The organism is Micromonospora sp. NBC_00898 (genome assembly GCF_045207895.1).
In the GTDB taxonomy this organism is placed as follows: domain Bacteria; phylum Actinomycetota; class Actinomycetes; order Mycobacteriales; family Micromonosporaceae; genus Micromonospora.
In genome coordinates this window covers 219,304-232,994 of sequence record NZ_CP108775.1, presented here as the reverse complement: position 1 = coordinate 232,994, position 13,691 = coordinate 219,304, and the positions used below count along the sequence as shown (strand labels likewise).

The window sequence follows — 13,691 nt, the reverse complement described above, 5'->3', positions numbered from 1 at the left end:
GCGGGTCAGCCCTTGTTCTTGATCTGGCTGTTCCAGTGGTTGATCCAGTCGGTCTCGTTCTTGCCGATCACGTTCCAGTCGACGTCCATCGGCTTGAGCTGGAGCTGGGCCAGCCACTCCGGCTTCTCGGCGATGTCCACGGCCGGGATCTGGTAGTAGTCCTTGGCCAGACCGGCGCGGAGCGAGTCGTCGAAGAGGAACTCGATGAACTTCTGGGCACCGGTGGTGTTGCCGCCCTTGACCGCGGCCAGGCCGTCGACCAGGACCGGCGCGCCGGAGGCCGGCACCACGTAGCCGAACGGCATCTTCGACTGGTTGGCCTGGAGCAGGATGTCCTGGAGGTTCCAGGCGCTGAGCACGCCCTGCTGGCGGGACATCTTCAGGTAGAGGTCGGTCGGGTTGGCCGCGTACGCCCCGGTGTTGGCGTCGAGCTTCTTGAGCCAGTCGTAGCCGGGCTGCGGGTTGCTGCCGTCGGGCGACTGCCGCTGGATCATGGAGGCGTAGATCGACCGCATGGTGCCGGACGCCGCCACGTCCCGGATGATGATCTTGTCCTTCCACTCCGGCTTCAGCAGGTCGTCCCAGTCCTTCGGGGCCTGCTCCGGGGTGAGCGCCTTGTTGTTGTACATGATGACCTCGGGCAGCAGGATCTCGCCGAACCAGCGGCCCTCGGGGTCCTTGTACCTGGCGTCCATCTTGCCGGCGAAGCTCGGCTGCCAGCCGGTCAGCAGGTCCTCGGACGCGCCCGCGGCCAGCCCCTGCTGGGTGCCGCCCCACCAGACGTCGGCCTGCGGGTTGGCCTTCTCCGCCCGGACCCGCTCCAGGATCTCCTGGGCGCCGAGGTTGAGGACCTCGACCTTCCCCTTGTACTCGGGGTACTTGGCGGTGAACTTGTCGATGACGAAGGTGGAGACCTTCTTGTCGCGCGCGGTGTAGATGGTGAGCTTCTCGGCGCTCGCGCCACCGGCCGCGTCGTCCCCGCCGCCGGCGCAGGCGGTGCCGGCGGCCAGCACGGTGGCGAGCGCTCCGGCGAGGAGCAGACGACGTTTCATGGGGTACCTCCGAGGGGGGTGATAGGGGAAACCTGGGGAAACGGAGATCTCAGGGCGCCGGGAGCAGGGTGGGCAGCCCGGCCGCGGCGGCGGAGAGCGCGTAGCTGACCGCGCCGTGCAGCACGGCCCGGTCGCCGAGCATCGCCCGGCGCACCTCGGTCGCGCTCGGAGCGGCGGCGGTGACCAGCGCCTGCAGCCGGTCGACGGCTGCGTCGTCGAGCTGGGCGGCGGCCCCGCTGAGCAGCACCCGACCCGGGTCGACGACGCATACGCAGGAGACGATCAGCCGGGACCAGGCCGCCAGCAGCTCGTCCAGGTACGCGGCGGCCCGCTCGTCGGTGCGGGCCAGCTCGACCATGGCGGCCACCGGGGCGTCGGGGCGACGACCGGGGGCCAGCGCGACCACCCGCTCGGCGATCGCGTTCTCCGACCAGCGGGCCTCGAAGGGGCCGATCCCGTCGTGGCCCCGGTCGGTCGGGTCCAGCGGCAGGAAGCCCACCTCGCCGGCGGCCCCGCCGGCACCGCGGCGGACCTGCCCGTCGAGCACCAGCCCGGCGCCGATGCCGTCCGCCACGTGCAGCAGCAGCAGGTCGGCGACGTCGCTGCCGGCACCGACGGCGTGCTCGCCGGCCGCCATCAGGTTCACGTCGTTGTCGACCACCACCGGCACGCCGAGCCGCCGCTGGACCGACTCCCCTACCGGACGCCCTTCGACGAGGCCGACCGAGGGGGCGAGCCGGACCGCGCCGCCGGACGAGACGCCGGGTGCGGCGATGGCCACCCCGCGCAGCGCCGGAAGGCCGTCACCGGCCAGCTCCGGCACCGAGCGGCAGATCGTGTCGACGATGTCGCCCGCGAGCCGGACCGCCCGGTGGGCGACCACCGTGCCGTCGCTGTCGGCGATCTCGCAGCTGAGCCGGGACGGCTCCAGCGAGACAGCGGCGACGAGCTCGGCCCGGGGGTTGAACTCCAACATTGCCCGGGGACGACCGGCGCGGGACGCGCCGGGTCCCCGCTCGATGAGGTAGCCCTCGGCGATCAGCTCGCGCACCAGCGGGGTGAGCGTGGCCGGACTCAGCCCGGTGAGCTCGGTCAGCTCGGCGCGGGACAGCACCCGCACCTGGCGGGCGGTGGAGATCACGGAAAGCCGCTTGATCTCCTTCGACCGCTCCCGGCTCACCGGGCTCGTCGGTGGCGTCACCACGTCATTCACACTTCCTTCCTACGGCGAACGAACTATCGAGTCAAGTAACAAATGCGTCTCGCCCGTCGACCTCTCCGCCTCTAACCAGCAGAAACATCGAGAGGGTCGACCCCTCACCGAGGCGGGCGGCCGGCGGGCCGGACGCGGAGGCACCCACCAGCGGCTCGCGTTTATTTCTTCCACAAAGAAAGAAAACGCTTGCAAGGCATTGACGAGCCGCCGTGTCGATCTTTAGCGTCACCCGGCGAAGGCCTTCCAGTGTGTATGGACCACCCGTACCGCTGTGTACCGGTGTGCCGCCGCCCCCGGCGGCCCCCCACTGTCCACTTCCCCGTCACCGATCCGAGCCTCGGCCACGTCGGCGCCTGGCCGCGCCCGACGTCGATGACCGCTGCCCGGATCACCTGGCGCGAAAGGATCTGCATGCGACTCAAGGCGTTCCTGCTACCCACGGCCCTGGCACTGGCACTGTCCGGGTCACCCGCCGCGCTCGCCGCACCGGCCGGCCCGTCAACCGACCGACCGGGGCAGCCGGCCGACCTGGACGTGCTCTTCGTCAGCGCCCACCCCGACGACGAGTCGGGCAGCCTCGCCACCCTCGGCCAGTGGAAGGAGAAGTACGGCGCCAAGGCCGGCGTCGTCACCATCACCCGCGGCGAGGGCGGCGGCAACGCCGTCGGCCTCGAGGAGGGGCCGCCGCTGGGCATCATCCGCGAGCGCGAGGAGCGCACGGCGATCGGCCGCGCCGGCGTGGAGAACCTGTACAACCTGGACCGGGTCGACTTCTGGTACACCGCCTCCGCTCCCCTGTCCGAGCAGATCTGGGGCCACGACGACACGCTCGCCCAGATCGTCCGGGTGATCCGGCAGACCCGGCCGGAGATCGTCATGACGATGAACCCGTCGCCGACCCCGGGCAACCACGGCAACCACCAGCAGGCCGCCCGGTTCGCCGCCGAGGCGTTCCACGCCGCCGCCGACCCGGACGCCTTCCCCGAGCAGCTCGCCAAGGAAGGGCTCAAGCCGTTCCGGGCGGCGAAGTTCCTGCGTACCGGGGGCACCGGCAGCTCGTCGGCCGGGCCGGAGTGCGCGTCGAGCTTCCGCCCGACGGTCCCGACCGACCAGGTCTTCGGCGTCTGGGAGGGCACCCCGAGCACCACCGGGAAGACCTGGGCGGAGACCGAAGTCGACGCCCGCCGGGAGTACGTCACCCAGGGCTGGGCCGGCACCGCCGCCGCCCCGACCGACCCGGCGCAGCTCCGCTGCGACTTCTACACCCTGGTCGACAGCCGGGTGCCGTACGACCCGGCCGACGCCTCCCCCGCGGCGATCCTGCGCGGATCGGTGCTGCCGAACGCGGCCGGCGGGCTGCCCCGGGGCACCGAGCTCTACCTGACCACCGACCGGTTCGACCTCGCGCCCGGTGAGACCGTCGAGGTCACCGCCCACGTCCGGGCCCCCCTCGACCGGGCGCTCACCGCACCGGCGGTGTCCCTGCGGCTGCCGGCGGGCTGGACCGCCACCGGATCCGGTGACCTCGGCGGCGCGCTCGCGGCCGGCCGGGAGCGCACCGCGACCTTCAGGGTCACCGTGCCGGCGAACGCCGACACCAACCAGCAGCAGCTGCTCGGGGCGACCCTGACCACCCGCGGGCAGGGCGCGGGCCGCACCGACCGGGCGGTCCGGATCGTCGCGGACGTGCGCGGAACCCTCGAACCGCTGCCCGAGGTGGGCCTGTTCCGCGACTGGGCCGCCGAGAGCGGCTACCCGCAGCTGGACACCCTGATCAAGCCGGTGCTTGCCGTCGGCTCCGGGAAGAGCCGGTCGGTCCGGGTCGACCTGCGCAACAACGGCGAGGCCACCCAGCACGGCACCGTCGCCCTCGGCCTGCCCGCCGGCTTCACCGCCGACGCCGCGACCAGGAGCTACGCCGACCTGGCCCCCGGCGCCACCGGGGCGGTCACCTTCACCGTGACCAACAGCGACGCCACCCTGCCGACCGCCAACGAGGGTGGCTCGGGCGGCGACTACGGCATCACCATCACCACCACCAGCACGGCCGGCAGCACCGTGGAGACCGGCGCTCTGGAGATCGTGCCGACCAGCGACGTCCCGCACGCCGGGGCGGACCACGCCGTTGACGGGGTGGCCACCCCGGGCGAGTACCCCGGCGAGGAGCTGAACCTCTCCCGGATCTGGGAGGGGGAGGCCACCACCCCGCAGGACGCCTCCGCGACCGGCCGGATCGCCTGGACGGAGGACGCACTGAAGGTGTTCGTGCGGGTCACCGACGACGTGCTCGGCAGGAAGGTGGTGCCGCAGGACTGCAAGCGGCAGCGCCGTACCGACAGTGTGGAGATCATCGTCGACCCGAAGGGGAACTCGGCGGACACCTCCACCGTGTTCAAGACCGGCGTCTTCCCGGTCACCGACGACCCGGCCAACGGTGACCCGCCATGCTGGCAGCGGGATGCCGACAACCGGCAGGGACCGGGCGCCACCACCGCACCGGGGATGAGCGTGGTCAGCAAGGTCAGCGCGCCGTACACCGGCTACACGATCGAGGCGAGCATCCCGTTCGCGGTGCTGCCGGACGCGGTCGACCCGGCCCGGATGGGCTTCAACGTGCTGGTCTACGACTCGGACACCCAGGACCTCACCTCGCAGTCCCGGCTGGGCTGGTCGACCTTCACCGGGGTCCGGGCCGACCCGTACCGCTACGGGCTGGTGACCCTGCCCGGCTACCCCCCGGCCCAGCGTGGGGCGAGCACGCCGGTCTTCCCGGACACCGCCGCGCGTAGCGTGCACAGCCCGCAGACCATCGCCCAGTCGGCGGTGGACGGGGTCGCCCCGGCCGCCGTACCCCGGCTGCCGGACGGGGCGCTGCGGCTGACCGGTGCCCGTCCGGTCCAGGACGGCGTCTCGGTCACCCTCCGATCGGACCGGACCGGCACCGCGTACCTGTACGGCTGGGACGGTGACCAGGCGTCGGGCACCCGCACGGTGGAGCTGACCGCCGGCCGCGCGGTGACCGTCGTGGTCCCGATGGCGGGCGGCAGCCCGACCTCCCTGCTGGCCGCCTTCGAGGCGGACGGTTCGGCCCTGGCCCGCGCGGTTCCGCTCGGCTGATCCCCACCCCATCGGCCGTCGTGGGCAGTTGCCGTTCCTGGGGGACGGCAACTGCCCACGATCTGTCGGTGGACGCGAATGGCGGGCGGGGCGGACCGGACGGCGGGTCAGCGCAGCCGGTAGACGGCCGTGCGGGAGTTCTCGAAGCGCAGGTCGGCCAGGGTGCGCAGGGTCGGCGACTCCGCGGCGACGGCCCGGTCGACCACCAGCCAACGCACCCCGTACCGGTCGCGGAGGGCGGCCAGGCCGGCGGCCGTCGGGGCGGTGAAGGCGGCGTCGTTGGCGCGCAGCCGGTCGGCGTCCCAGAACGGGGCGTACGGGCCCTCGGGCAGCCCGACCATCCGAGGCGCGAACGCCCACCCCTCCACCAGCACCGCGCGCTCGGCGTAGCCGCTCAGCCAGAACGAGCGGGCGTCGCACCAGCCGTCCACCACGGCCCGGCAGTGCACGTTGGTGGCGACCACGTCGTCCGGGTCACTGTGCGCGTGGACCCAGCGGGCCGCCTCCACCCGGGAGGCGGGCATCGACACCACCGGGTACGCCCCGCCGTTCGGCTGCTTCCCGGCGGCGGCCGCGTCCATGACCAGGCCGGGCGCGCCGGCGGCCAGCGCGGCGGTGAGCAGCAGCAGCCCGCCCCGGCCGGCCAGCCCGGGCCAGCGCCCGACCAGCGCCGGCCAGCACAGGGCCACCACCAGCGCCACCACCGTCAGGGCGGCGGCCCAGCAGAGCAGTGGCAGCACCGGGGCGTACGCGGGGACGGCGGGCGTGCTGGTCGCGGAGCCGAGCTGGACCACGGTCAACAGCACCGCGAACCCGGCGGTACCCACCCCGAGCAGCAGCCGGCCCCGGGCCGACAGGGCGGCCCGATCGGCCACCTCGACCCAGCCCCAGGCGGAGAGGAGCACGCCGAAGGCGAAGCCCGTCCGGGTGAAGTACTGGTTGCTACTGCCCGGGTGGCCGACCAGCAGGTAGATCGCCGGCCCGGCGAGCGCGCCGCCGAGCAGCAGGAGCTGCACCGGCTCCAGCCGCCCGCGGCGCACCCGCAGCAGCGCCAGGATGCCGGCCAGCCGGAGCTGGAGGCTGAGCAGGAAGGCCAGCAGGACCGCCACCCATGCCGCCGCGGTGACCCCGGCGGAGCGGCCCTCGGGCAGGTACGTCCGCAGCCCGGAGAACGGGTCGACGGTCACCCCGTGGCTCTCGAAGGCGAAGAGCACGGCGGTGGCGAAGACCTGCGCGGCGAGGGCCAGCCCGGCGGCGACGAGCACCGCGCGGGGCAGCCGGCGCCGGACCGCCAGCAGCAGCACGGCGGTGAACGCGAGCGCGGCCAGCACCACCGGCACCGTGCTGGCCTTCGCGCCGGTGGAGGCGGCCAGGAAGAGCGCCGCGAGCACCCAGGCGCGGCGCCCGAGCGGGGGCACCACCACCCCGCGGGCCCGCCCGACGATCTCCCCGAGCGCCGCGATCAGCGGCAGCAGCAGCACCCAGCTGTACGTCATCGACGGGCTGCCCCAGACGATGAAGGTGGCCTGGGTGCCGAAGAGCTGCCGCCACCCGTTCTCGAAGCCGAACTCGCCGACGGTGAACATCAGCGCCGCGGCGACCACCCCGGCGTACGGCCGGCCGCTGATCCGCCAGCCGACCACGGCGACCAGCACGGCGGCGAGCGCGCAGAGCGCCGGCACGGCGAGCCGGAAGAAGGCCGTCGGCAGGTCGACCCCGCTGACCAGGCTGGTCGCCGCCAGGTGGGCGAAGCCGAACCAGTGGTAGTGCAGCGGCTCCCCGGCCGCCTGCGGCACGTCCAGCGGCACCTGATGGGTGGCCGCCCCGGCGAGGGAGAGCTGGAACGCCAGGTCGATGTACTGCGCCTGCCCCTCGTCGGCGGGGAGCACCGGGTTGACGGCCAGGAACGACTCGTACAGGTAGAGGGTGAAGCCGGCGACCACCGCGGCCAGCGACCAGGCCCAGCCGGTCGGGGCGACGGTGTCGTAGCGGACCCGCCAGTGCCGGCGCAGCCGCGGCACGGCGGCGAACGGCGCCAGTACCACCAGCGGCCACAGCCGCAGCCAGCCGGACGCCCCGACGGCGGTGAACGCCGCCCACGCGGCCAGCTCCAGCACCAGCCCGACCGCCGCGCCCATGGCCAGGTCCTCGACCAGGGTGTGCGGCCCGCGGCGCAGGGCCCGGAACACCAGGGTCCCGGGCAGCAGCACGGCCAGCAGGGCGTACGCCGTCCAGCGGGCCAGGTCGGGCGCGGGCGTGCCCGTGGTGAGCAGGACGACCGCGACGAACGCGTAGCCGGCCAGGGCCGGGGCGAACCGGGCGGTGCTCCGCCGGCGGCGCGGGCCCACGGTCGACGGGGTGGCGTCCCCGGTGGCGAGCGTGGTCACCGCAGCGTGTCGGCCAGCTCGACGACGTCCCGGCCGGGGGACGCCGGCCCGGCGGCGGCGCTGTCGTCGGCCACGAAGTACGCGGGCCGGCCCTGCACCGCCGTGTAGATCCGGGCGACGTACTCGCCGAGCAGGCCGAGGCAGAGCAGCTGCACCGCGCCGAGGAAGAGGATCGCCACGTAGAGCGACGGCCAGCCGGTCACCGTGGCGCCGGCGAACCAGGCGAGCACCGCCACCACCACCAGCACCCCGCAGACGGCCACCCCGACCAGCCCCAGCCAGGTGGCCACCCGCAGCGGCGCGGCGGAGAAGCTGGTGACGCTCTCCGCGGCCAGGCCGGCCATCCGGGACAGCGGGTACTTGGTCCGCCCGGCGGCGCGATCCTGCCGCTCGTAGCCGACCTCCCCGCTGGGGAAGCCGAGCCAGGGCACCACCAGCCGGAGCACCGGGTTGCGCTCGGGCAGCTCCCGCAGCGCCTCCACGGCGGCCCGGCTGAGCAGCCGGAAGTCGCCGGCCTGGGCGGGCACCTGCTTGCCGACCAGCCGTCGCATGAGGCGGTAGTAGCCGGCCGCGGTCCACCGCTTGAACGCGCTGTCCCGGCTCCGGTCGGCCCGGACGCCGTAGACGATGTCCAGCTCGTCGGCGCGGGCCCGGCGGAGCATCTCGACGATCACCTCGGGCGGGTCCTGGAGGTCGGCGTCGATGCTGACCACGTACCGACCGCGGGCGCGGAGCAGCCCGGCGATCAGGGCGGCCTGGTGGCCGCTGTTGCGGCGCAGCCGCAGCACCCGCAGCTCCGGCCAGCCCGCGCGCAGGGCGGTCAGCCCGGCGACGGTGCCGTCGGTGCTGCCGTCGTCGACCGCCACCACCTCGTACGCCTCGCCGAGGCCGTCGAGCACGCCGCGCATCCGTTCGGCCAGCAGCGGCAGGACGCTCTCCTCGTTGAACATCGGCACCACCACGGAGAGTGCCGGCTCCGGTCGCGTCACGGCGCTCGACCCTCCGTTTCCTGCGGCGGTGGACGGCCCGACGCTACCAGTCGGGCCGGTCCCGCCCGGCCCGTCGCGGTCGACCGTCCACCCCGCACCGGTGGCGCGGTCGGCGGCACCGGCGGCGGCCGCCGGTCAGGTGCCGCAGGTGGTGGCGGGCAGCCCGGTCACCGCGACCGGCGACCGGCCGCCCGGCCGGGCCTTGCCGGCGAGCACCCGGGCCAGCGCGGTCATCGACGCCCGGCTGGACGAGTACGTGGCCAGCAGCGTCGGCGACTTCGCCGAGGCCAGCACGTACGGGGTGTCCATGGCCACCGTCACCGCGGCGTCGGCGCGCAGGTCGTCGGCGTCGTCGCCGTACCCGACGAGGTGGACGACCGTGCCGCCGCTGGACACCACCTTCATCCCGGCCGCGGTGAGCGCCTGGGTCAGCGTCGCCCGGGTCCGGTCGCGCCCGCCGGAGGAGGTCACGGTGACCGGCCCGGTCACCGGGCCGCCGCACCGGCCGCGCAGCACGGTGACCGCCGCCGCGGCCAGGTCGGCCGCCGCCCGGCGATGCTCCGGGCTGTCCAGCCCGGCCAGCTCCGGGGTCGGCCGGTCGGCCAGCTTGAACTTCATGGTGAGCACCCGGGTGACCGCCTCCACCAGCCGGTTCCGGGGCAGCGAGCCGTCCCGGAGCGCGGCGAGCAGCCCGTCGTACGCCTGGCTCACGTTCGGGGTCATCAGGATGAGGTCGTTGCCCGCGGTAAGGGCCCGCACCGCCGCCTCCCCCGGCGACCAGCGCTTGGCCGGCGGCATGTTCATCCCGTCGGTGATCACCACGCCCTGGAAACCGAGCTGGCCGCGCAGCACGTCGGTGAGGAGCTTGTGGGAGAAGGTGGCCGGGGTGCCCGGGTCGATCGCCTGCACGTCGAGGTGGGCCGACATGACCGCCATGGCGCCGGCGTCGATGCCGGCGCGGAACGGCGGGAACGCCGTCCCGTCCAGCACCGCGCGGGACTGGCCGATCACCGGCAGGTCCTTGTGCGAGTCGGTGGCGCTCAGGCCGTGCCCGGGGAAGTGCTTGACGCTGGCCGCCACCCCCTGGGCCTGGAGGCCCCGCACCGCGCCGGCGACCTGGGCGGAGGCGACCGCCGGGTCGGCGCCGAAGGAGCGGGAGCCGATCACCGTGCTACGGGTGACCAGCACGTCGGCGACCGGGGCGAAGTCGAGGTTGATCCCCATCGCGGCGAGCTCCGCGCCGGCGGCCCGCCAGGCGGCCTCGGTCAGCGCCGGCTTCCCGGCCGCCCCGGCGGCCATCGGGCTGGGCAGCAGGGTCACCCCGTCGGTGACCCGGGTGACCACGCCGTACTCCTGGTCGGTGCCGATCAGGAAGGGGGCCGGCCCGGCGGGGAGCTTCCCGGCGGCCGCCCGCAGCCCCGTGGTCAGCTCCCGGACCTGCTTCGGGTTGTCGACGTTGGTGGTGGCCTGGTTGCCGGAGGTGGGGTCGTCGGCGCTGAAACCGACCAGGATCACCCCGCCGAGGCGGTACTTCGCCACCATCTCCGCCGGGGTGTCGACCCCGGCGAGAGCCCGGTTGCCGGCGGCCGACCCGGGCGAGACCGTGGTCGCGGAGCTGCCGTAGGCGTAGGGCATCAGCACCTGGCCGACCAGGTCCTCGTCGGCGAGCGTGCGGACCAGGGCCGTGGCCCGGGCGGCTGGGTCGGCGGAGGTGGGCGTCGGGGTCGGGCTGGGGGCGGCCGAGGACGGGCTCGGCGACCCCGCGAGCGGCGCCCCGCCCGGCCCCTTCGCGCACCCGGAGACGAGCAGCGCGGTCAGTGCGGCGAGCGCGACGACGGTACGTCGAGGGGTGGTCGACACGCGACCCATCCCACCAGTTCACCGCGTATCGGGCAACTTGACCTTCGGTCAACCGACCCGGGTGAGCAGCGTCACCGGGGCGCCGTCGCCGGCGTACCGGTAGGGCTCCAGCTCGGCGTCCCAGGCGGTGCCGAGCGCCTTGTCCAGGGCGTGCGCGAGGGCCTCCGGGGCGCGGGCGGACGCCATGATGCTGCGCAGCCGGTCCTCGCCGAGCTGGATGTCGCCGGCCGCGCCGACGGCGGCCCGGAACAGGCCCCGCCCCGGGACGTACATGAAACGCTCGCCGTCGGCGCCGGGGCTGGGTTCCTCGGTGACCTCGAAACGGATCATGGGCCACTGCCGGAGGGCAGCAGCCAGCTCGGCGCCCGTCCCCGGGCTACCGGTCCACCCGCACTCGGCGCGGCGGGCGCCGGGATCGACGGGCTGGGCCGTCCACTGCAGGTTGACCGGCGCGGCGAGGACGCGCGCGATCGCCCACTCGACGTGTGACGACACGGCGAGCGGGGTCGAGTGGACGTATACGACGCCACGCGTTGGCACGGTGACCTCCCGGAGAGCGAGGTGCGTCTTCCCCTACGACCTCGTCCACCCGAGTGGCCTCTGCAACACATGATGACCCTGTGACGGGTGGTGCGCCAGCGAATCGGAAAATTCGGCGGCGGGATCGGGCCGGAATAGCCGGGCGGGTGACCCCGTTGACCACCATGACGGCGCGACGACCAGCCAGGTGTCGCGGTCGTGTACAGTTTCATGGGCGGTTCTGTGCCGCCGTACATCTTCGCGGGCCGAGGCTCATCCGGGCGTCACCCGCAACAGCCCCCGGACGATCAAGTCCTCCCGTACGTCTGCAAGGAGTACCTCCGTGGCGAGCAACACCTCTAAGACCGCGCGCGCGTCAGTCCGGGCCGGCCAGGCTGGCCAGGGTGGCGCCCTCAGCGTGCTGGGCGAGTTCAAGTACCTCATCCCGCTGAACGGCGGCAAGCACGCCTACGTGCGCAACCTGACCAACGGCAAGACCGCGCACCTGCGCACCGACTCCGAGGCCTTTGTCGAGGAGATCCGGGTGCTGGCCGCGGCCGGTCACGCCGCCAAGATCCGGGCGGAGATCAACGGCCTCGCCGCCGCTCACCCGGAGCACGGCTGGGACGCCACCGAGAAGCGTCTCGTCGAGGCCGGCGTCTTCGAGGGCTGAGTCCCTCACCAGCGACACCATGAACCGCCCGTCGGGTGATCCCGGCGGGCGGTTCGTCGTCTCCGCGGCCGGTCACTCCGCCAGCAGGGCGACGTTTCCGGTGGCCAGGTCGTAGAGGGCGCCGACCACGGCCACCCGGCCGGCGGCGACCGGACCGGCCAGCAGGTCGTCCGCCCGCAGCGTGGCCACCGTGCGCAGCACGTGCCGGCGGACGGCCATCGGGTGCGCCCGGGGGTCGTCCACGCCCACCTCGGTCACCGCCGGAGCGATCTGGTCCACCAGGTACGCCAGCGAGCCCTCCGGCCGCTCCCCCGTGCGCAGCGTCTCCACCGCCGAGCCGACCGCCCCGCAGCGCTCGTGCCCGAGCACCATCACCAGCGGCACCCCGAGCTGGCCCACCACGTACTCGATCGAGCCACGGACCGCCCGGTCGAGGACGTGCGCGCCGGTGCGGATCACACAGATCGACCCGAACGTCTGGTCGAAGATCGCCTCCAGTGGGACCCGCGAGTCGATACAGCCCAGCACCACCGCGTACGGCTCCTGGTCGCCCGAGGCCACCGCCGCCGCGGCGGTCACGTCGTGCCCGTGCACGGGTTGGCCGCTGACGAAGCGGCGGTTCCCGGCGAGCAGCTCGGCCAGGGCGCTACGCGGGTTCCGGCCCGCTCCGGCCGGGGTCGGGGACGGCGGCATGCCCTCCAGCCTGGTCACCGATCCGACCGCGCGGGGGTGGTTGCGAATCTTCTCACCACCGCGGTTGGCGTGTTGTCATGACGGGTAGCCGGTGTTGCCGCCGGGTTACGCCGGTGTGAGCGACATCGGCCGGCCCGGGGGAGGTAATCATGCCGGAGCACCTGGAGGTCCAGCTTCCCGACGACGTACGCCTGCACGTGGCGGTGACCGGGCCGGACGACGCCGAGGTGACCGCGATCCTGCTGCACGGCTGGACGCTGGACGGCCGCAGCTGGCACCGACAGCTCGCCGAGATCCGGGAGCGGTTCGGCGACCGGGTGCGGGTCGTCACCTACGACGCCCGGGGGCACGGCCGGTCGAGCTGCATGGCGCTGCGCACGGCCACCCTGGCCCAGCTCGGCGACGACCTGGCCGCGGTGGTGGACGAGGTCGCCCCCGTGGGGAAGGTGGTCCTGGTCGGGCACTCGATGGGCGGGATGACCGTGATGGAGTACGCCCACCGTCACCCCGGCCACTTCGCCGCCCGTACCGCCGGTCTGGTCTTCGTCTCGACCACCGCCGAGGGGCACACGCACACCGTCTACGGCTTGTCGCCCCGGATCGCCCGGTTGATCCGGCTCGCCGAGACCACCGGCGCCGGGGTGCTGGCCCGCTGCGGGTCCTGGCGGCCGCCCCGGGCGCTGCTGCGCGCGCTGCGCCCCAGCATCCGCTGGATGCTCTTCGGCGACCGCTGCGACCCGGCGGACATCCGGCTGGTCACCTCGGCGGTGGCGCACGCCTCGCTGCGCTCGATCGGCGGGTTCCGTGCCTCGATCGGCGCCCAGCACCGGCTGGACACCCTGGCCGCGCTGGGCCACCTGCCGGCCGCCGCGCTGGTCGGCGACCGGGACCGGCTCACCCCGCCGCCCTGCGCGGCGTCGATCGCCGCCGCGCTGCCGACCACCGACCTGACCGTCTGCCCCGGCGCCGGGCACATGCTGATGATGGAGCGGCCGGACGAGGTGAACGCGGCCCTCGTCGCGGTGCTCCGGCGGGTGCTGGACCGGCCCGCGCCGGGCGCGACCCGGGCCGGCGACGGCCCGGTGGCCGGGGTGGGAACAGCCGGATAACGGGCAACCCGGGCGGGCGGCCTCCCGGACCGGCATGGCCCCGGCGCGGGCTGCGACGCCGGCCCGTACCCTCATT

Annotated in this window: 10 protein-coding genes; 3 read left to right on the top strand and 7 right to left on the bottom strand. The window is 74.3% G+C overall.

Annotation, left to right across the window (positions count from 1 at the left end; translation table 11 throughout):
- Window positions 1-5: 5 nt before the first annotated feature.
- Both OG799_RS01115 and OG799_RS01110 read right to left on the bottom strand, forming a co-directional pair.
- Window positions 6-1,052 carry an extracellular solute-binding protein gene (locus OG799_RS01115; protein ID WP_406042159.1) on the bottom strand — a complete coding sequence of 349 codons (1,047 nt, stop codon included), beginning with the start codon at window positions 1,050-1,052 and terminating at the stop codon, window positions 6-8.
- 49 nt (window positions 1,053-1,101) lie between these two features.
- Window positions 1,102-2,265 carry an ROK family protein gene (locus OG799_RS01110; RefSeq protein WP_406042157.1) on the bottom strand — a complete coding sequence of 388 codons (1,164 nt, stop codon included), beginning with the start codon at window positions 2,263-2,265 and terminating at the stop codon, window positions 1,102-1,104.
- Between the two features lie 414 nt (window positions 2,266-2,679).
- Between OG799_RS01110 and OG799_RS01105 the strand changes: the two genes are divergently transcribed.
- Window positions 2,680-5,385: a sugar-binding protein gene (locus tag OG799_RS01105; protein ID WP_406042155.1), complete on the top strand. Its 2,706-nt coding sequence runs from the start codon at window positions 2,680-2,682 to the stop codon at window positions 5,383-5,385.
- A 107-nt stretch (window positions 5,386-5,492) separates the two neighbouring features.
- Here the strand turns inward: OG799_RS01105 and OG799_RS01100 are convergent, their stop codons facing one another.
- From OG799_RS01100 to OG799_RS01085, 4 genes are all read right to left on the bottom strand, one after another.
- On the bottom strand, window positions 5,493-7,772 hold the full coding sequence (locus OG799_RS01100) for a hypothetical protein (RefSeq protein ID WP_406042153.1): 2,280 nt from the start codon (window positions 7,770-7,772) through the stop codon (window positions 5,493-5,495).
- Window positions 7,769-8,761, bottom strand: a complete 993-nt coding sequence (locus OG799_RS01095; protein WP_406042151.1) for a glycosyltransferase family 2 protein — start codon at window positions 8,759-8,761, stop codon at window positions 7,769-7,771. The genes OG799_RS01100 and OG799_RS01095 overlap by 4 nt, the downstream gene beginning before the upstream one ends.
- Before the next feature lie 135 nt (window positions 8,762-8,896).
- Window positions 8,897-10,630, bottom strand: coding sequence for a glycoside hydrolase family 3 protein (locus OG799_RS01090; protein ID WP_406042149.1), 1,734 nt, complete (start codon window positions 10,628-10,630; stop codon window positions 8,897-8,899).
- Between the two features lie 39 nt (window positions 10,631-10,669).
- Entirely contained in the window at window positions 10,670-11,161 is a 492-nt protein-coding gene (locus OG799_RS01085) for a DUF3145 domain-containing protein (protein WP_406042147.1), read from the bottom strand.
- Between the two features lie 322 nt (window positions 11,162-11,483).
- On the opposite strand from OG799_RS01085, the gene OG799_RS01080 reads away from it, so the two are divergent.
- On the top strand, window positions 11,484-11,813 hold the full coding sequence (locus tag OG799_RS01080; RefSeq protein ID WP_406042145.1) for a hypothetical protein: 330 nt from the start codon (window positions 11,484-11,486) through the stop codon (window positions 11,811-11,813).
- Window positions 11,814-11,885: 72 nt separating this feature from the next.
- Here OG799_RS01080 and OG799_RS01075 read toward each other — a convergent pair whose 3' ends face one another.
- Window positions 11,886-12,506: a carbonic anhydrase gene (locus tag OG799_RS01075; protein WP_406046166.1), complete on the bottom strand. Its 621-nt coding sequence runs from the start codon at window positions 12,504-12,506 to the stop codon at window positions 11,886-11,888.
- 149 nt (window positions 12,507-12,655) lie between these two features.
- On the opposite strand from OG799_RS01075, the gene OG799_RS01070 reads away from it, so the two are divergent.
- The gene (locus tag OG799_RS01070; RefSeq protein WP_406042143.1) at window positions 12,656-13,615 is read left to right on the top strand and encodes an alpha/beta fold hydrolase; all 960 of its coding nucleotides are present in this window, start codon (window positions 12,656-12,658) and stop codon (window positions 13,613-13,615) included.
- Window positions 13,616-13,691: the final 76 nt, after the last annotated feature.

Coding starts and splice junctions, on each gene's coding strand:
- OG799_RS01115 (WP_406042159.1), bottom strand. CDS start 1,052: ATGAAACGTCGTCTGCTCCTCGCCGGAGCGCTCGCCACCGTGCTGGCC.
- OG799_RS01105 (WP_406042155.1), top strand. CDS start 2,680: ATGCGACTCAAGGCGTTCCTGCTACCCACGGCCCTGGCACTGGCACTG.
- OG799_RS01090 (WP_406042149.1), bottom strand. CDS start 10,630: ATGGGTCGCGTGTCGACCACCCCTCGACGTACCGTCGTCGCGCTCGCC.
- OG799_RS01075 (WP_406046166.1), bottom strand. CDS start 12,506: ATGCCGCCGTCCCCGACCCCGGCCGGAGCGGGCCGGAACCCGCGTAGC.
- OG799_RS01070 (WP_406042143.1), top strand. CDS start 12,656: ATGCCGGAGCACCTGGAGGTCCAGCTTCCCGACGACGTACGCCTGCAC.